This window comes from Microvirga sp. 17 mud 1-3 (assembly GCF_003151255.1).
GTDB lineage: Bacteria > Pseudomonadota > Alphaproteobacteria > Rhizobiales > Beijerinckiaceae > Microvirga.
Genome location: NZ_CP029481.1, coordinates 2,160,950 through 2,179,130 on the forward strand (window position 1 = coordinate 2,160,950; position 18,181 = coordinate 2,179,130).

Sequence of the window (18,181 nt, forward strand, 5' to 3'; positions counted from 1 at the left end):
CGGGCTTGTCTTAGCGCTTGGCGCGATCGATGATCGCCTGCTCGTCTTGAGCGGCCTTGGCAAGAGACGCCTTCGGGTCGTCACCATTGATCAGGACGCGATTGACCATGTCGATGGCGACCTGCCGCTGGGCGGCCTCGTCCTTGAACAGCGTAGTGTGGGCATAGTCCAGGCCCTTGAGGAACGGACCATAGATTGGGTGCCCGGTGTTCTCAGGCGTCAGAGCAGCAGCACGGCGCGCCGGCAGTTCGCCCACAACCTCCAACCAGATCTTCATGGCTTCGGGCGAGGAAACATAGGCGAGGAACTTCTCAGCGGCAGCGAGCTTCTCGCCCTCGGCCTTCGTGGTGATCGCGTTGGCAAAGTAGCTGGCGTAGTTGCTGCGCAGGCCCTCGGCATTTGCCGGAAGCTCTGTCACGCCCCACTCGAAGCCCTTAATCGTGTTGAACGAGCCAAGGCGGAAGGTTCCGTCGATGGTCATGGCCGCGAGGCCAGCGCGGAAGGCAGCCTGCCCTTCATCCATGAAGCCGACTTGGCCGACCTTATGCTTCTTCTGGAGGTCCGTATAGAAGGTGAGCGCCTTCAGGCCAGCATCGTCGTTATAGGTGACCTTTGTATCCTCATCCGTGTAGGGCGTGCCGCCGAACTGGCGAACGAGCACCTCGCGCCACCATTGGTGATCCTGTCCGGCCATGTCGAGGGTGATGCCGGCCGAAACGATGTTGCCGCTGCCATCGCGCTTGGTCGTTTTTTCGGCTGCGGCGACGAGTTCGTCGAGGTTCTTGGGCGGGTTGTTAGGATCGAGACCCGCATCCTTGAAGGCTTTCTTGTTGTAGAAGAGAGCCAGGGAACGCACGGCGGTCGGAAGGCCGTAATAGTCGTTCCCGCGCTTCATTGCCTTCACGATCGGGAAGAAATCGCGCTCGATATCTGCCGCCGGGAACGCCTCTGCGCGCAGAGGCCGGATCATCTTTCCGGCTATGAAGTTGTCGGTCCATCCGTAGAAGAGCTGCACCACGTCCGGGCCCTGGCCAGCCAGGATCGCGGCGGCCACCTTCGTCTGGTAGTCCGCGTAAGGGAAGGTGGTCTGCTTGACCTTGATATCCGGATTGGCCTCCTGGAACTTGGCGATCAGCTGGTTCATCGCCTTGACGCGGGTGTCGAAAACGTACTGCCAGTACTCGATTTCGACGGCCTTGGCGCCGGTCGTGGCCAGTGTAGCGAAGCCGATGGCGACGCTCGCAAGCAGGTGACGAAAACGCATATCCCTCTCCCTTATTCTGGCGCGAGGCGCCGAATTTTCACGGATGGCGGCCTTCAGGACCGTTCCGGCCCCAAGGCTTCCCCAGAGTTAAGCGTCTGTCAATAAGATAATCCACTTGAGTTATTCATTGCGTCGGGTCATCGTTGCAAAGTGGGGTGTTGGAGATGCCGACGAAATCCAAGTCCGGAGCACGGTCGACCATTGGAAGCAATCCGGAGCGCAACCGGTCCCATAACCGGCGTGTGGTGCTGGATGTCGTGCGCCAGCTCGGGCCCTTGGGACGCATGGAGATTTCGCGTCACGCCCATTTGAGCACGCAGGCGGTCTCCAACATCGTCGAGGAGCTCGTTGCCGACGGGCTGCTCATCCGAACCGGCCGGCTAAGGGCAGGGCGCGGCCAGCCGCCGATCCAGTTCGCCGTCAACCCAGATGGCGGCATGACGGCAGGGGTCGAGATTGCTGCGGACCACATCTCCACGCTTCTGGTGGATATTGGAGGTCGCGTCCGCGCACAGCGGACGGTGCCGCTTCAGAGAAATGATCCCGACGCTGTGCTCCCTGTCATCAGGGCCGAGATCGAAGCCGCGCAGGCGCAGCTCAAGCCTTCCGCGCCGCAGCTCCTTGGTATCGGCGTCGTGATGCCAGGCCCGTTCAATGTCGAGGGAATGACGTCTGTTGGGCCGACGACGCTGTCGGGATGGCTCGATTTCGACGCGGCCTCCCGAATCGGGCACATGTTGGGAGCGCCCGTCACCATCGAGAATGACGCTACGGCCGCAGCGGTAGGCGAGCGCCTTCACGGCGCGGCCAAAGATTTGAAGAACTTCTGCCTGATCTATTTCGGCCAGGGGCTGGGCCTGGGCATTATGATCGATGGACGCCCCTATCGCGGGGCGAATGGCAATGCTGGCGAAATCGGCCACGTGCTGGTCGAGAAGGGCGGACGCCTCTGCTCGTGCGGCCAGCACGGTTGCCTCGAGGCCTATGCGTCTGTCCATGCTCTCGACGAGAGGTTGTCCGAGGCGGGAGTCGAGGCTCCCGATTACGTGCGCCTCGAACAGCTTCACCGCGAGGGGCATCCCGTCATCGAGGCGTGGATTCAGGAAGCGGCCGGATATCTGGCCCCCCAGGTCGCCATGTTGGAAAATCTCTTCGATCCCGAAGCCGTCGTGCTCGGTGGTGCCCTTCCGCCGGGGCTTCTCGACGATCTGACCCAAGCGATGCAGCCCTTGCCCCTGTCGGTCGCGCGCCGCCGAAACCGGAACGAGGCACGCCTGATCCACGGGCGGACGGGGCGGCTTACGGCTGCACTCGGTGCCGCTGCCTTGCCGATCCTGGAAGCAATGACGCCTCGTCTCGACACCGCCCAAGCGGCCCAGCGGGACCTGTCGCAGGAGGAAACCTCCCTTGTTGGATGACCACACCCGTCTTGCCCGAGCCGTCCACCAGCCGGCACTTGTCCGCCTGCATCGTGCGTTAAGCCGTCTGTCATCCGTCCTGACTGTTATGAACACGGGAGCGCACCCGGATGACGAGGCCAACGGCCTGCTCGCAGCCTTGAGGTTCGCCTATGGGATGCGCATCGTCGTGGCGTGCTCCACACGAGGGGAGGGCGGCCAGAACGCCCTCGGCCCGGAGCGGGGAGGGGCCCTCGGCGTGCTCAGGACCGCCGAAATGGAGGAGGCGGCGCGACGGATTGATGCCGATGTGGCGTGGCTCGGTCATGGGCCGGACGATCCAGTCCACGATTTCGGCTTCTCGAAAGGCGGGGACGACACGCTCCGGCGATGGGGTGAAGAGCGCATCGTCGAGCGGCTTGTCCGGGCCTATCGGCAGTACCGGCCCGACATCGTCATTCCGACCTTCCTGGATGTGCCGGGGCAACATGGCCACCACCGCGCGATGACACGAGCGGCCGAGAGAGCCTTCATGCTGGCCGCTGATCCCTCGGCGTTTCCGGAGCACGGCGCGTTGGGCCTTCGACCCTGGCACGTTTCAAAATTCTACCTTCCGGCATGGTCGGGAGCAGGCTACGCCTATGACGACGAGGTGCCGCCACCGCCCGTCACCCTTCGCATCGAGACAGATGGGCGCGATGAAGTGACGGGCCTGGCGTATCGGCAGCTCGGTGAGTGGTCTCGCGCCGCGCATGCCTCCCAAGGCATGGGGCTATGGCGCGACGATCCGAGCGACCAGTGGGAGCTTCACCTGAAGCTCCGGGCGAGTGGTTCTTCCGAACGCGAGAAGGATATCCGGGAGCATCTTCCTGCAACCCTGGCCGACCTTGCCGAGTTGGGCGTGGCCGCGGATGTGGCAGCAGCCCTGCGGGAGGCGCAGGAACATATTGATACTGCCAGATCGGACTTTCCGGACCGTAGGAAGATCAGCGGGAGCCTTATTCAGGCCGCCGGGCGGATCGAGGATGCGAAGAATGGCTTGGACCTACACGCTTTCGAACGGTTCGGCCACCGCCTGGATCGCAAGCTGCGGGAGATCGATGCGGCTCTCTTCGAAGCGAAAGCCGACAGGGTGCGAGCCGTTTTCACAGGGTCTTCCCATCCGGGCGCGGAGGTGACCCTGGACGTTCATATGAATGAGCCTGGCCTTGTGGACGCCACAGTCAAGCCACGCCTTCAAGAGGGAATGGATTGCTCGGTCCTCACCGAAAAAGCCGGGCACGTCCAGTATGCGATCAGAATTCCAGCCTCGGCACCCCATACGGGCAACTACGCCGAGGCCTTCAATTCCTTGGGCGGCAACGGACCCGTTGGACTTCGTGTTTCGGGGAGGGCAGGGGACCGCTCCATCGCGGTCGACATAGATCCCGAGGTCCCTCTGGCGATAGGTCCTGCGCAGTCTCTGACGCTCGAACCTGCCATGGCGATCATCCGTTCAGGCGAGGCCTCCACAGGAATCCAGGTTCGGGCCGTTGGGGCAGGTCCGACCGGGTGGCTGCCGCCGGAGGGGTGGGAAGTCCAACCGGGGGAAAAAGGCAACTGGATCGTCACGCCGCCTCCACAGGCTCCGACCGGGATTTCGACGCTCGTTCCGATCATTGACGGTAGACCGGCAAGCCGTGTCGAGATCGTGTCGTATCCTCATATCCGGCCGGCGCCTTTCATTGCCCCGACGGAGCTTAAGATCCTGACGCTCGATGTGGCTTTGCCCGCCAATGCCCGCATCGGCTATGTGGGAGGCGGAAGCGACAATGTCGGTGCTCATATGCGCCGCCTCGGCCTCAATGTGACGGATCTCGGAGAGGCCGAGCTGAAGACGGGTTCTCTCTCGGAATTCACGACCATCGTCATCGGTCTCTTCGCCTTCGGGCTCAGGCGCGATCTTCAGGCCGCGACGGAGCGCTTGCATCGGTTCGTGGAGGAGGGCGGCCATCTGGTGACTCTCTATCACCGCCCGACCGACGGCTGGGATCCCGACCATACGCCGCCACGCCACCTGAAAATCGGATCGCCGTCTCTTCGGTGGCGCGTGACCGACCCCGCGGCACCGGTAACGGTGCTAAAGCCGGATCATCCTCTGCTTCGATATCCCAACCAAATCGCGGCTGCGGATTGGGATGGCTGGGACAAGGAGAGGGGACTTTATTTCGCTGCGGACTATGACCCTGCCTATGAGGAGTTGATCGCCTTGAACGACCCGGGCGAGAATCCGCTCAAAGGCGCGCTGCTCTCGGCCCCGATCGGGCGGGGCCGCCATACCCACGTGGCGCTCGTGCTGCATCACCAACTGGACAAACTGGTTCCGGGCGCATTCCGCCTCCTGGCGAACCTGGTTCAGCCCGCCTCAAAAGAGCATGTCAGCTGAGCTAGACGCCGCTCGATCTCAGTCTCCTGTGCCTCTCTGGAAAAGCACAGGATGGCTTCTGCTGGATATGGTCCTGGTCACGACGATGCAGGCCATCGTCAAGGCCGAGGGTGAAACCTATCCGGCCGTCCAGCTCGTATTTCTACGCTCGATTGTCGGCTTCGTCTCGGTCGCGCCGCTCGTTTGGCGTCACCGTGCCAAGCTGACGAACCTGTCGAATATTCGCGGCCACCTGGCACGGATCGGGTTCAATTCAATCGCCCTGACGTTCAACTTTGCCGCCTTTGCGGCTCTGCCTCTGGCGCTGGTAACGGCAATCGGTTTCACCCGGCCCCTCGTGCTGCTGGCGATGGCCGCGCTCATGCTCGGTGAGAGCGTCAGCCGGGTGCGCTATGTGCTTGCGGCGCTTGGTTTTGCCGGCGTCGTCATCATGGTGCGCCCAGATGCGATTCCCTGGAATTTAGGGCTGGTCGCAGCCTTCGGATCGGTGTTCTTCGGCTCGCTTGCCGTCGTCCAGACCAGGCGCCTTGCCGGGGAGAATACCGTAGTGCTCATGCTGTTCTATACGGTCGGCCTGACCATCTTGACCTCGATCCCGGCCGCTATTGTCTGGAGACCGATACCCTGGACCGAAGCACCGAACATCGTCCTCGTCGGCGTCCTGGCGCAGCTGGGGCAATATTGCTGGCTCCAGGCGTACCAGAAGCAGGAGGCGCGGCTCCTGGCCCCCATAGGATACCTGTCGATCATCTTCTCAGGCTTCGCAGGCTGGCTGTACTTCGGAGAAGTTCCGTCGCTATCTCTCTGCCTCGGCGCGGCCATCGTGGTTCTGACGACCGTAGTCGCGGGACCGGCCGAACGATGGCTCAGGGCCAGGACCTGGATCAGGTAACGATCTGCCTACGCCCGCCTCTCAATTTAAGTTCCATAATATATCTTATGCGAATTTGATATTCGGGGAACCGCGCTCCCCTGCGAATTTCGATTCAAACAGCGCTGGGTTTTCGCTTAAACCAATCCATGCAAGGCGAAAATGAGTTTAAGTGCCCTGCTCTTTGCCTAAGCGGCAAACCGCATTCGCCCATCGTCAGGCTCGTCTCTTTGTCATCCAAAGCCTGCGCCCAACCGGGTCTGTGTTATCCGGGCTGCGCAAGCCGAGCAGCGCCTGCAGGACAACCCGCGGGGCTCCCCGATCCCGCATGTGGGCTATGAAGGCTTCGCGGAGATCAAGGAGACGGACAGGAAATCCAATGCCGAGGGCCCACGTTCGTCTCTCCAGTGATGCCTTCAGGACCGCCGTGTCTCTGAGCGGCTCGCCCGCCCGGGTCGGAAACAATGGCGCATTTGGTGGAAGGTCGGGCCAATCCGTCAGGTATTCCTCTAGAAAGGCGACCAGCAGCGGAAATAGAGGCACGATCCGCGTCCGTTTATTGCGAGTGTTGCGTAATTGGATGGTGGGCTCAGGCTCTCTCACGTAATCGGATCGGATGGCGCAAAGCAACTCGGAGGGACTTGCTCCCACGCCGTACATCAACGCAAACATCGCCGTATCCCGTTTGTCCGTTATCCGCTCGAGTTTGGGGATCCAACCAAGGATTTTCTCGGCATCCTCAACCGACAGGATGTTCCTGGCTTTTTGGCCACGCCGTGGACGTTTGAGCGTCTCCAAGCCCAAAGCGGTCACGCCACGAGCTTCATAAAGGCTGCGGGCCAGTTTTCTCAAACCGTCGATCAGGGATGATTTCTGCCCTTCCTCAAGGCCCGTTGCTTCGCAAAACCGTTCAACCTCGGCTTGGTCGATGGCCCTTATCCGGGCGAGGTCAAGGGGGTGGCCCTGCTTGCAAGCAAGCCATGCGAGGAACGATCGGACCCTCAGGGTCAGGACCTTAGGGGCCGCCAAGTCGACGGCGTGGAAAGCCTCGAAAGCGTCGGCGGCAAGGAAATTATCGAGACTGCGGTGTTGCTGACGCGGCATCCTACACCAAAACCCATTGTGGATTGACATCAGGATTGAACCCTCAATCCGTCGGGCCGTGCCAGCCAGCGTCGATCGACAGGGCAAAGCGACAGAGCATGACTGAGGAGCAACTGGTCGAAACGTACCTCGCAAGCCTTACGCAGGCTAGTGCCGCCAATGCGGTTTATGTCCTGCGGCCGCTTCGGCGATTCCTGGCGGCCCGCGATGTGGCGCTTCTTCACGCCAGCACGACCGATCTCGTGGATTTTCGGCACTATTCGCTGACAACCCGGAAGACAAAGAGGCAAGTCGACCACGTTATGTGGCGCGTTCGCCGTTTCTACGAGTGGTGCCGGGCACAAGGGTACTTGGATCGAAACCCGGCGACCTCCTTCAAAATCACAACGTTGACGAGGATACCGCCGCCCACACAAGCCGAGCTTGAGCGCTTGAAGGACGCGGCCGCAGCGTCTGTCGTGGAAACGCGGCGATATCCGATCTACCATCGCGCCGCCTGCCGACTTCAGCTGATCATCGATCTCGCCTCGGACGCAGGTGTTCGGCCGACGGAATTATTGAACCTCACCCTCGCCGACTTTGACCCTGCGACCTGTTCCGTTCACGTTGGCCATGGCACCGCCGATGAGCGCACCCTGCCCTTAAGCCCGGACACTTGGCGGCATTTCCTCCTCTACCTGGAGGTGACCGGCCGCCGCCATCCGGGTGGCCCTGGCTATCTGTTTCATCAGCGCACGGACATCAACAAACCTCTGACCCGGGTCGACATCGCATCATCGCGGCTCACAAAAAAGCTCATGCGCCGGGCGGGCCTGCGAGGCGAGTTGACGATTGCAGCCCTTGGCCGCAACGTCGCACGAGAGATCGGTGAGGTCGCCGATCTCGATGTTGCCAGGGCCGCCAGCGGGCGCGCCAAGCTGGAGGCCGTGGCCGTCGTCCCGGTGAGCGTCTCTATGGCGGACCGTCGGGCCACTCTCGAGCAATGTCACCCTTTAAGGGGTCGAACACCGGCCGATTTGCGCCGTTTGTCGGTGCCAAAATAGCGTGCCGCGGCTGTCACAGAGAGACCAAGCTGACGGGCCACGGCTTCAACCGACTGCCCTTCAGCCTTCATCCGCTCAGCCAGAGCATGTCGGACGGCGCGAACCGTCAGCTGCTCCCGGAGGCCAGCGACCCCGCGAATGTCCTGCAGGCTGAGCTGGACTAACCTTGGCTTGAGGCGGTCGCCTCGGGCTCCCATGAACAGCGGATCGCCGGGTTGGGGAGTGCCCGGACGGGCCTCAAGATAGCGACCCAAGGCCTGAATCGTCGTCTCGGACACGGCAAGATCGCGTTTGGCGAGATGGGTTTTCCGGATCGGGATGATCGGCCGCTCGGGGGTAGGGCGGTCGGACAGATCGAGGGCGACGATCTCGCCCGTCGTCATGCCGGTCTCGGACTGCAGAAGCACGAGCGCCAAATCCCGCAAATCGGTCCAGGTGGGATTGGGCCCCCTCCCCGGCTGTAGGTCAACAAGACGCCGGAAGGCCGTGCTGCCACAGCCGGTTCCAGCGGCTTTCTCCGCCTGTGGCAGCACGGCCGCCAAAATTCCTTTCCCATCGGCAAGGCCGGCATCGGTGACATACCGAGCAAAACTGCGAAGGGCCGACAGACGCCGGAGGATCGTCGAGGTGGTCGCCCCACCACCTCGCCAAGCTGCCACTAGGCCATCGATCTCAGGCTGACCGAGTCGCGCCAAATCACCGAGGGCAAGGCGTTGGTCGGCAACAACGGCGAGTTCGTTGAGGGTATACCAAATATCGCGTCCATAAGCGGCGAGCGTATTCTCAGCCTTGCCCTGTTCGGCCAAGCCGTTGAGCCAAGCCCGCGCTTCGACGGCCAAATCTGCGGAGACTGTCCGGGTCGGGAAAACCGTCGCCGGGCGGCCGCCTCCGGGACAAGCTATAGTGGGCGCAAGGAGTCTCGACATCGTGACACACTCAAGTACGTGTCAGAACAAAACACGAACAAGCGTGGCCGTAAAGAGGGGGCCTCTTCGGTACCGGAGCGAGATCCAGCCCAAATCCAATTTACCAACAGCCTGTTGGCAAATTAGGATGGTGCCGTTCTCACCTGGAGCGCCCCTGCCCTTTGTAAATGTCCCACAAGCTGTGGGACATTCTGGCGTGATCTGGGAGGGTGGCTGCGTCTTGCGATCAACGAAGAAGGGCGTTGAGCCGATCGAACAGGGCCTGGAAGCGATCGAGGGATCGCTCGACCGCCTCGTCCTTCTTCTCAAGAAGGGCAGGATTGCGGATCAGCCAAGCCGACGGCGTGAAATGGCTGAACTCGGGCAAGGACGGACGCAACCTGAAATGCTCCTCGGTAGGGGCAAGGATCCGGACGGGTGCTCCCTCGGGAGTCAGGGCCTTCGCTTTGAGCGCATCGGCACCTTTCAGCCCGTAGGTCCCGTTTACGATGTCGGCCCAGACGGGTTCCTCGAAGAAATCTTCGATATCGGATTCGGGCTTTGATACGAACTCAGCGACCGTCATCACGTTGCTTGCCGCTAGAAGGCTGGAGTTGCGAAGCCGGTCGATGTTCTTCTTCGTCCCTTGAGCCACGTCGGTGAGGACTGCCACGTGGAGGTGCTTGCCTGCAAACAGGGACACGAAGGGCCAAACCTTATCGACCCCGCCGGACGGGCAAATCGTCCAGCGGTCGCTCAGCCCGGCATTCCCCCTCTTCTTCAGCGCCTCCGAAGCCGCCTGCAAGTAGAGGATGTCCGAAGGCCCCTCGACCAGCAGGGTGTCCTTGCCAACGAAGAGAGTCTGCGTGATCTCGTACCCGAGGGCGGCTTGCAGCGGAAAAACCGCATCCGCATCGGAGCTCAGGAACTGCTCTGACACTTTGGTGCCAAGCACCTTGGGACGGAAGGTGCCAACGCCTTCGACCTTATCCTCCACGATCCGCACGGACTCGAGCTTGTCGGCCGGAACCATGAACGGCGAATGGGTGCTGTAGATGACCTGATGGTTCGGGCGCAGCTTCTCATCGATAAACCGGAGCAAGTCGGCTTGGGCCTTGCCGTGGAGCCCGTGGCCCGGCTCGTCGAGCAGGATAATGACGTTACCGTGCTTCTTCTTGACCTGCGCAAAGGCGACCAGGAAGGAGAAGAACCAGACAAAGCCCGCTGACCGCTCATTGAACGGAACCGTGACCTTGTGCAGATCATTGTAGACGCGAGCACGGACAATCGTGCCGCTGTTGAAGGGGGCAGGATCTTCCGGACGCGCCTGATCGACCGCAACCCGGATCGCCAGATACTGGTTCTGGGACCAGTAGTCGAAGACCCGGTCTGTGATCTTGTTGGAGGCCGACTCCAGGCGGGCGGTCAGCTCCTCATACTTCTTTGCTTCCTGTAGTTCCTTGAGGGATGTGCCCGCATACTCCAGGAACTGCTCGAAGAGGAGTTCGCCCTCGGACAGCGGTTCGGCCGGATTGCGCCCCGCCCGCTTGGCGTTCAGAGCATCGATCGCAACGTCGCCGGCCATCCTCGAATAGTTGGCGAAGTACAGGAACTCAGGGCATCTTTCTGCCAGGACGTCGATAGCTGCAAGAAGCGGTCTATGGTCACGAAAGGCCTTAATCCGGCGCAGGACGTCATCTTGAGCCGGTGTTCTTTCGGTCAGCCCATCCAAGTAGGCGAGAAGATCGCTCACCCGGGAATATGGATGCTCAGTGGCTCCTCCGCCGGCCGCTTGCCAAAGGTTTTCTGCGACCTTGGCTTCGTCCAAAGGCACCGTCCAATTTTTACTAGTCTGTTCGTAGGATTTCTCAGTCGTCACCTCTTTGGACTTAAGGCACCCGGGCCCGAGAAGCGCCTCAACTGCGGCGACATCGTTATCATCAAGCAGCCATTTCGCAACGATGACTGTGGCCTCGCCGTCAGAGTGCCGCTCGTCGTACTCCGACCAGTGCCGACGGGGATAATCCTGCAGTTTGTTGTAGACTTTCCGCTCGGTGTCGACTGGGTTCAGGCGCTCGATCGCTTGTAGAACAGTCGTCTTGCCGGACTCGTTCTTGCCGACCAAGCATGTGACGTCACCAATCGCAAATTCGCCTGTGTCCTCGATGCTGCGGAAATTCGTGACCTGAACCTTGGTCAATTTCATGGGCGCCCCCTGTTCTGGTTTTGATCTGGCTGTCATTTGATCTCACAGATAGGAATTTTAAACAGCGCGGCTGCTTCTTGAACAAGGATTTGAGGCTCAAAAGCTAGGAAAGTGGAATAATCCTTGGGTCGACACGAGCAGGCAGCTCGTGCTCTCGGTGATCCCGATTTCAACGGCTTGATCGATTTCTGACGCCATCACCCGACTACCCCTTTTGGGAGTCGCAGAATCCGAAACTTGGCTGTTGACTCGGTTCCTATTTTGTTCTCTCCTTAAGCCATGAACACGACGCGGCACAAACGAGAACGGATGGACGGCCTGGAACGGCCGGCGGTGGGTCGCGCCCGCAAACGGACCCGCTTCATCCAACCTTAAGTCACGGCGCACTCGGCCTGAGGCGCCCTGTATGAGTGGTGCCATGGTCCTGCTTTCGAGTACCGTTACCGGACAACAATCCCCCCGCCGACGCCTTCCCTTCAAGCTGACCAAGGCCCCCGGTCCCCTTGATGCGAAGACGGCCCTGCACGTCGACTTCCTGATGGTCTGCGAGTTCGATCCGCGGGTGGTCGCGGTGGCCGAGGCGGACAGCTCGATCGCTCTGTGGGACAGCCTGCAACACACGCCGGATTACCGGGTCGATACGGATGAGGGCCGATCTCTCGTCGACATCGTCATCTCGACTTACCCGCCAACCCTGGAGCATTTGGCCCACGTCGAGCGAGCGGCGGCGGAGCAGGGGATTGCGTACCGCGTCGAGACCGCCAGCACCCTTCGATCCGGCCTGCCCTTCTTGGCTGCCCGCCTGATCCATGACTGCCGCCGCCGGCTCGTCCCGGCCGGCGACCGGGTCCGCATCCTGCATGTCCTCGACGAAGTCGGCTCTCTGCCGCTGGTCGAGGCGGCGGGCCTCGCAACGGCCTCCGTGGATGGCGTGGCCGCCGTGCTCGCTCTGGTCTGCGAAGGCCTGATCGAAGTCGAGATTGCCAACGGCATCGTCCCTGAAGCTCCCGTGCGCCGGCGAAAGCGCACCTGCCCGGAATGACACTCCCCCATGGAATGCCACGAACCCACCCTGCCCTGTTTCCCGCCCACGAAGCGACGCCGTTGAGATAACCGGCGTGGATCGCTCGCGGGCTGCCGCGAGACGATCCATGACCGACAATGCCCCTGCCGATATTTCCGATATTCCCTTCGATGATGCTCCGGATGACCCGTCATCATCCGCACTGCGTGCCGATCTCGTCACGGTTGAGCTCTGCCTCGACGCCGTGTTGCCGGATGGGCTGATCGACGCCCTTGCCCGCCGCAAGCCCGCCGCGGTGGCGATCACGGTGCCTTCGGAATCCTGGTGTGATCCGGTTCAGGATCGCATCACCGCGTTGGTGTCGGCGGCTCGCTTCGAGATCGCGGGCTCACCCGTCCGACCTCGCGACATTGAGCCTGCCTTTATCGTTCGCCGAGCCAGCCCGACGTCCAAGCTCCGTCGAGAGGATCAGGCACGAGCCGCAGAGGCGCTCTCGAGGAGCCATGGTCTGGTCGGCATCAGTGTCGGGTCTGCCAGCGCCCTGCCGGAGATCCTCGCCCATACCCCCGACTACCAGGTTGTCGTGGCCCGTCCCACGGAGCAGTTGCTGCAACAGGTCATCGCATGCGTGACCGGTCAGCAGCCGGATCCCGGCTCTTTGGCGGGATTGGGCGGCTTCGATCTTGACGATCTGGCCACCTGTATCCGTCGGGGTTCCTCACCCGCCGACTGCATCCTGCGCCTCAGAGAGATCCGGCGGGCCCGTTCAGCTGCCCCAGGCGATGATGTGCCTCCGCTCGATCGGATGCACGGCTACGGTGCGGCCCAGGATTGGGGGCTGGCGCTCGCCCGCGACATCGACCGGCTCCGGTCCGGTCACCCTGACATCACGCTCGCGAGCCTGCCACGGGGCATTCTGCTCTCCGGGCCACCGGGGGTCGGCAAGAGCATCTATTGCCGAAGCCTTGCCAAGACCGCGGGCGTGCCTCTCGTGATCACGAGCGTCGGCGAGTGGCTGTCCTCGGGCGACGGCCATCTCGACGACGTCCTCAACGCGGCCCGTGCCAGCGCCGCTGCGCTCAAGGAGCGACCCGGCATCCTGATGTGGGACGAGGTCGACAGCATCGTCGACCGACGGATTGGCGACAGGAACAGCAGGGCGTGGTGGACGAGCTTCGTGAACGGAGTTCTCACCCTTGTCGACTGCCTGCCGGCCGGCACGATCCTGATCGGCGCCTGCAATCACCCCGAGATCGTGGATCCCGCGCTCAAGCGTTCGGGGCGGCTGGATACGGCCGTCACCATTTCACTTCCCGACGCTGCAAGCCGGGAGGGCATCCTGCGGGCTCATCTCCGCGGTGACCTGGCCGACGCCGATCTCACAAGGATTGTGCACGCAATTCATGGCCAGACGGGTGCCGACATCGCCCGCTACGTCCGCGATGCCCGGCAACAGGCACGGGACAAGGGCGGTCCGCTGACTCTTGCCGATCTGGAGTTCGTGATCCTTCCGCCCGAGACCCGTTCGCCGGATGTGCTGGCCCGCTGTGCCATTCACGAGGCAGCCCACGCCGTCGTCGCCACCGCCCTTGGTCTCGAGGTCGAGGCCGTCACTCTGCACGCAATGGGATCAACCGGCGGATCAACATCTGTCGTCGCCAGCCGGGATCCGATCCCCACACGGGCGACATTGGAGCTGGAGGTCATCGGTGCCCTTGCGGGCCGGGCAGCGGATCTGGCCGGATCTGGCGCCAATGCGGGGGCTGGTGGCTGCTGGTCGTCAGATCTCGGTTTCGCAACGCAGATACTCGCCAAGATTCACGGGTCCCTGGGCCTTGGTCCGTCTCTTGTCTTCCGCGGCTCGCCGGATGAGGTGGCGCAGGCTCTCGCTCACGATGCCGACCTGCGGGACGTCGTTGAGGCCGACCTGGTGCGTCTGCTCAATCGGGCGATGACCTTGGTCGAACACCACGCCAACGCGATCGCCGCTGTCGCCGACGCCCTGATCCAGGAGCGCCTGCTCACCGGCGATGACGTGCTCGCGCTCATGGCGGCCCATCCGCCTTGGAAGCGGGCCCGCCGTGCACGACCCGCAATGGACTTTGGCAAGGCGCGAAATCGGGCCGCGAAACTCCGGGAGATCTGAAATGGCAAACCAATCCTTTGGACGGCCACAAATATTTTCAGCCTGCCCAATGCTGATGTGCCGCTCAAAACATGGCGCTCATGATGTTCTTGCCGTTGGCGTTTCTGCGCTCGTTCCTAGTCGCATAACACCAAAAAATAGGAAACGTCACAAGACAGCGCGGCAACGATCTCGGCTTGTTGTCAGTTGGATTGGCAGCCGAATCCTCCGACCCGAATCTCTGCATTCTTGGGGCCGCGAAGGATTTCCGAACAAGGAGATGGCTGTGACCGCAGGGCTTATTCGAGCGCCGCCGAGACCTTAGACAAACGAAACGCGCGGACCTGGCCGGGACCGCGCGCTCGAAGAGATCCGTGCCACTGCCCCGAAATTTTCCAAACCCGGCAGGGCACTTCCAGAACCAACCAAAGGACCGGCTCCGTGGAGGGGGCCAGCGTCTGTTGGACCGGGCGACTATTGCCGCCTGCGATACCAACATCGCAGGTCGCATCTGGTTCCCTTGGAACCGGACCCCGTCTCTTCGTGCCCCCTCCACCGGCCATCCCCTGTAAACGCGCAAGTCCGCTTGTGCGAACGATATTGCATGCCCTTGTGGGCGGGACTGAAAGCCATGAAGCGGGTGATCGACCTGGACAAACTGAACGCGACCTGCATCCCGCGGGAGCTGGCGCCGGACGTCACCCAGTGGGTGCATCCGGACGGCCGCCCAGTCCGCGACGTCATGAAACCCAATGCCCTGAACCGCACCGTGCGGGCGCCCTGCGTCAAGGCAGGCCGGGATCTGCATGTCGAGGGTCCGGACAACGAAGCCTTGGCCGTGATGTGGTACGACATCAACCCGAGCGTGCTCGATGTCATCGAGCAGCCGGAGGTGATCGAGTTCAAGCGTGAGGACGGACGCGAGACGTTCTTTGTTCCCGACTTCCTCGTCCGCCGCGTCGGCGATCTCTATCGCCGGGAGGAGGTCAAGAGCGCCCTCGCCTTCGTCAAGGATCCTGACCTTCAAGCGAAGCTGGACCGGAACAAGGCCATCTATGCCCGCGGCGGCCTGGAGTACCGGCTGCTGGTCGTGAACCGCATCGACCACCGATCCTTCTGGGACAACGTCCGGATCGTCGCGTCGAAGCGTGGCTATACGCCCGACGAGGGCGATGTCGAGCGCGTTCGCCTTCACCTTGCGGCCAAGGGCGGCGTCTCGACGCTCGGCGCCTGCATCAAGCACGTGAAGCACGACCCGGTCGATCCGTTCGACACCGTGCTGGCGATGATGCCCCGCCGCCTGGTTCGCATTCAGTTGAAAGAACCCTTGGGCCTGCACAGCCGTGTGGAGCTCGTCCTGTCATGACCGCGTACGCCCGGCCCTGTTCAGCCCGCGGCCCGCCGTGAGCGCTGCCTGATCCGCCCACCGGCCGCTTCCATCCCAACCCGCCGCAGATCGATCCCGATCTGTGAACGGCCTCGCTTTGCCAAAGCGGTCTTCCCTTCCCGTCCGAAGGTCCAAGGAGACCGGACATGAATCTCAATGCATCCACCAACCTGACACCGATCGGCGCCGCCGTTGCTCTGGGGCGCAAGAACCGACCCACCAAGACTATCGCCCAGCACAAGATCCGCAAGCGGATCACCTTGAGCGCCGGCGTCGATCTCGAGGCGGGCCAGCTCGTCCGCCTCGACGGCAGTCACTTCATCTTCGAGCACGCAACCACCGATGACGAGATCGTGCTGAAGCACGAGCGAACCGGCAAGGTTTTTCCGCTGTCGCTCGACGAGTTCTCCGGGCTGCATGCGGACAACCGGCTGTTCGTCCTGGCCCGCTGCGAGGTGACGCTGCCGAAGAACAAGGTGGCGCTCCTGACGATGCCGCTCAGTGCCTTCGAGCCGAAGACCCGCGCCGAGGCCATGCGAAAGGCCCGGTTCTGTATCGAGCTCGACAAGGCCCGTGACAGCGGCGAGGTGAAGTCGCTCGTTTTCGAGGAGTTGGAGCCGTTCATCAAGAAGGTCGCCGAGGAGCGTGGCCTCAAGACAACATCTGTCGCATCGCTGATCCGGTGGTACGGCTGGTGGCGGGCCGGCCACCGGCGGCTCTCCGTCATGTGTCATGCCCGTGCCAAGCGGCGGGCGACTGCCCGCATGAACGAGGCCGTTCTGGCTCACCTCCTCGATGCCATCGAGGGCCTCTACGCCCAGGTCTCCGGAACCACCCTGGAGGACATTCGGCAGGCGGTTCGCAAGGCGCTCGAGACGGAGGATGAGCAGGATGGCCCGGATCGACTGGAGCTGAAGCCCCCGGCCCTGTCGACGATCGCCCGCTACGTGAAGAACTACAACGAGTACCAGATCACGGCCGGTCGCGAGGGCACCTACGAGGCAAACGCGATCTTCGAGGCTCGCGGCAAGATGCAGATCCCGACCGTGCCGAATGCGCTGTGGGAGATCGACCACACCCGCATTCCGATTGAGGTGTGCTTCAAGGGGCGAGACCGCAACGGGAATGAGGTCGAGATCATCATCGGCCATCCCTGGTTCACTGCGGTGATCGACATCCACACGCGGGTCATCGTGGCGTGGGAGTTGTCGATGGAGCCGGCCTCGTCGCTGCGGACCATGCGGGTGCTCAAGAAGGCGATGTTGCCCAAGCACGAGTTGCACCAAACCTATCCGGAGCTCGAGAACCGCTGCGACTTCTTCGGGATCACCGCCCGGGTACGGGCCGACCGTGGCCGTGATTTCTTCGCCGATGCCGTAGCCGAGGCGTTGATGGACCTCGTGGTCGAGCTCGACCAGACCCATGCCTACACCCCAACCGAGAAGCCCTTCATCGAGCGGTTCTTCTGGTCCCTGAAGCGGATGCTCCTGCGCAAGATCCCGGGCTATGTGCCCAAGGCCGCCAAGCGTAAGCCGGGGCGGAAGAAGAAGGTCGCCAAGCATCTGACCATCGAGCAGCTCGACTGGGCGATCACGCGCTGGATCGTCGACGTGTACCACCAGCGGCCGCATGCGGGCCTTGGGGGTATTTCGCCGGCCGAGGCCTGGGAGCGCGGGATGGAGCGGGTCGCCCTGATGCGGAAGAAGAACCCACAGCTGCAGGTCCGCTCGAGCTTCGAGCGCAGCCAGGAGGAGTTCGACCTGGCCTTCACCATCCGCCGCACCCGCCGGCTCCGTAACGACGGCGTCCGGATCTTCGGCTTCCAGTACCACTCCCGGGAGTTGGCTCAACTGGTGTCGGCCATCGGTGTAGACGCGCTGGTTGAGGTGCGGGCTGATCCGGCGAACATCTCCAGCGTCCGTGTGTTCGACCCGCGACCGGACCACATGCGCTTCATCACGGCGGACTGCACCGAGGTCGAGTATACCGCGAACCTGCCCCTGTGGTCGCACAATCAGCTCAAGGGTCCCCTCGCAAAGCGGCTCGGCCGCAAGCCTCGCAAGGGCGACTGGGGTCGCGCCTCGATCACGCTGGTGAGCGAAATTCTGGGACTCCTGGATGCCGGCCCGAAGGCCAGCCGGCGCGATTTGGCTAAAGCCGCCCGACACCTCGGCGGCAGGCTCGATCTCGGGCTGTTGGCGGCCAAGCTCTCCTACGAGGCCGACAAGACGGGCCAACCCATGCTCGAGGTCGCCTACGACGACCTCGAGGCCGACGATCAGGCCGAGGCCGTCACGCCCGCCACGCCGGTGAAGGCCGCCCCGACGGCTCCGCAGGGCCGCTCGCGGGACCCCTTCACCGAACTCGACCGCTGATCCTTGCCCTCCTCCCCACCGGGACGCCATGCGCCCCGGTGGATTTTGCCATTGG

At 62.6% G+C, this 18,181-nt stretch carries 12 protein-coding genes; 8 read left to right on the top strand and 4 right to left on the bottom strand.

The genetic code is table 11. The annotated features are described in order from the left end of the window. Positions 1-10: 10 nt before the first annotated feature. Positions 11-1,264, bottom strand: a complete 1,254-nt coding sequence (locus C4E04_RS10255; protein ID WP_109597340.1) for an extracellular solute-binding protein — start codon at positions 1,262-1,264, stop codon at positions 11-13. A gap of 164 nt (positions 1,265-1,428) precedes the next feature. Here C4E04_RS10255 and C4E04_RS10260 point away from each other — a divergent pair, with 164 nt between their 5' ends. The 3 genes from C4E04_RS10260 to C4E04_RS10270 all read left to right on the top strand — a co-directional run bounded on the left by C4E04_RS10260 (position 1,429) and on the right by C4E04_RS10270 (position 5,978). Continuing rightward, positions 1,429-2,682, top strand: coding sequence for an ROK family transcriptional regulator (locus C4E04_RS10260; RefSeq protein ID WP_109600991.1), 1,254 nt, complete (start codon positions 1,429-1,431; stop codon positions 2,680-2,682). Continuing rightward, a complete protein-coding gene (locus C4E04_RS10265; protein WP_109597341.1) occupies positions 2,672-5,086 on the top strand; it encodes a PIG-L family deacetylase in 2,415 nt (804 codons plus the stop codon). Before C4E04_RS10260 ends, C4E04_RS10265 begins: the two co-directional genes overlap by 11 nt. 67 nt (positions 5,087-5,153) lie before the next feature. After that, the gene (locus C4E04_RS10270) at positions 5,154-5,978 is read left to right on the top strand and encodes a DMT family transporter (protein WP_245416284.1); all 825 of its coding nucleotides are present in this window, start codon (positions 5,154-5,156) and stop codon (positions 5,976-5,978) included. 195 nt (positions 5,979-6,173) lie between these two features. On the opposite strand, the gene C4E04_RS10275 is transcribed toward C4E04_RS10270, so the two are convergent. Then, the gene (locus C4E04_RS10275; RefSeq protein WP_162559346.1) at positions 6,174-7,061 is read right to left on the bottom strand and encodes a site-specific integrase; all 888 of its coding nucleotides are present in this window, start codon (positions 7,059-7,061) and stop codon (positions 6,174-6,176) included. A gap of 98 nt (positions 7,062-7,159) precedes the next feature. On the opposite strand from C4E04_RS10275, the gene C4E04_RS10280 reads away from it, so the two are divergent. After that, positions 7,160-8,104, top strand: coding sequence for a site-specific integrase (locus C4E04_RS10280; RefSeq protein WP_109597345.1), 945 nt, complete (start codon positions 7,160-7,162; stop codon positions 8,102-8,104). Here the strand turns inward: C4E04_RS10280 and C4E04_RS10285 are convergent. Next, on the bottom strand, positions 8,047-8,943 hold the full coding sequence (locus C4E04_RS10285) for a tyrosine-type recombinase/integrase (protein ID WP_162559347.1): 897 nt from the start codon (positions 8,941-8,943) through the stop codon (positions 8,047-8,049). The two genes, C4E04_RS10280 and C4E04_RS10285, sit on opposite strands and share 58 nt — an antisense overlap. A 313-nt stretch (positions 8,944-9,256) precedes the next feature. Continuing rightward, positions 9,257-11,215, bottom strand: a complete 1,959-nt coding sequence (locus C4E04_RS10290; RefSeq protein WP_109597348.1) for an ATP-dependent endonuclease — start codon at positions 11,213-11,215, stop codon at positions 9,257-9,259. Between the two features lie 418 nt (positions 11,216-11,633). Between C4E04_RS10290 and C4E04_RS10295 the strand changes: the two genes are divergently transcribed. From C4E04_RS10295 to C4E04_RS10310, 4 genes are all read left to right on the top strand, one after another. Next, a complete protein-coding gene (locus C4E04_RS10295) occupies positions 11,634-12,257 on the top strand; it encodes a hypothetical protein (RefSeq protein ID WP_109597349.1) in 624 nt (207 codons plus the stop codon). A gap of 109 nt (positions 12,258-12,366) precedes the next feature. After that, a complete protein-coding gene (locus C4E04_RS10300; RefSeq protein WP_109597350.1) occupies positions 12,367-14,385 on the top strand; it encodes an AAA family ATPase in 2,019 nt (672 codons plus the stop codon). A gap of 583 nt (positions 14,386-14,968) precedes the next feature. Then, positions 14,969-15,730, top strand: a complete 762-nt coding sequence (locus C4E04_RS10305; RefSeq protein ID WP_162559348.1) for a TnsA endonuclease N-terminal domain-containing protein — start codon at positions 14,969-14,971, stop codon at positions 15,728-15,730. Positions 15,731-15,897: 167 nt separating this feature from the next. Continuing rightward, positions 15,898-18,126 (top strand): Mu transposase C-terminal domain-containing protein, encoded by a 2,229-nt coding sequence (locus C4E04_RS10310; RefSeq protein ID WP_109597353.1) that lies wholly within the window; start codon positions 15,898-15,900, stop codon positions 18,124-18,126. Positions 18,127-18,181: the final 55 nt, after the last annotated feature.

What these genes read in the sequence shown, in the direction of transcription:
- C4E04_RS10255 (WP_109597340.1), bottom strand. Translation starts at nt 1,264, where the DNA reads ATGCGTTTTCGTCACCTGCTTGCGAGCGTCGCCATCGGCTTCGCTACA.
- C4E04_RS10260 (WP_109600991.1), top strand. Translation starts at nt 1,429, where the DNA reads ATGCCGACGAAATCCAAGTCCGGAGCACGGTCGACCATTGGAAGCAAT.
- C4E04_RS10270 (WP_245416284.1), top strand. Translation starts at nt 5,154, where the DNA reads ATGGTCCTGGTCACGACGATGCAGGCCATCGTCAAGGCCGAGGGTGAA.
- C4E04_RS10275 (WP_162559346.1), bottom strand. Translation starts at nt 7,061, where the DNA reads ATGCCGCGTCAGCAACACCGCAGTCTCGATAATTTCCTTGCCGCCGAC.
- C4E04_RS10280 (WP_109597345.1), top strand. Translation starts at nt 7,160, where the DNA reads ATGACTGAGGAGCAACTGGTCGAAACGTACCTCGCAAGCCTTACGCAG.
- C4E04_RS10290 (WP_109597348.1), bottom strand. Translation starts at nt 11,215, where the DNA reads ATGAAATTGACCAAGGTTCAGGTCACGAATTTCCGCAGCATCGAGGAC.
- C4E04_RS10295 (WP_109597349.1), top strand. Translation starts at nt 11,634, where the DNA reads ATGGTCCTGCTTTCGAGTACCGTTACCGGACAACAATCCCCCCGCCGA.
- C4E04_RS10300 (WP_109597350.1), top strand. Translation starts at nt 12,367, where the DNA reads ATGACCGACAATGCCCCTGCCGATATTTCCGATATTCCCTTCGATGAT.
- C4E04_RS10305 (WP_162559348.1), top strand. Translation starts at nt 14,969, where the DNA reads ATGCCCTTGTGGGCGGGACTGAAAGCCATGAAGCGGGTGATCGACCTG.
- C4E04_RS10310 (WP_109597353.1), top strand. Translation starts at nt 15,898, where the DNA reads ATGAATCTCAATGCATCCACCAACCTGACACCGATCGGCGCCGCCGTT.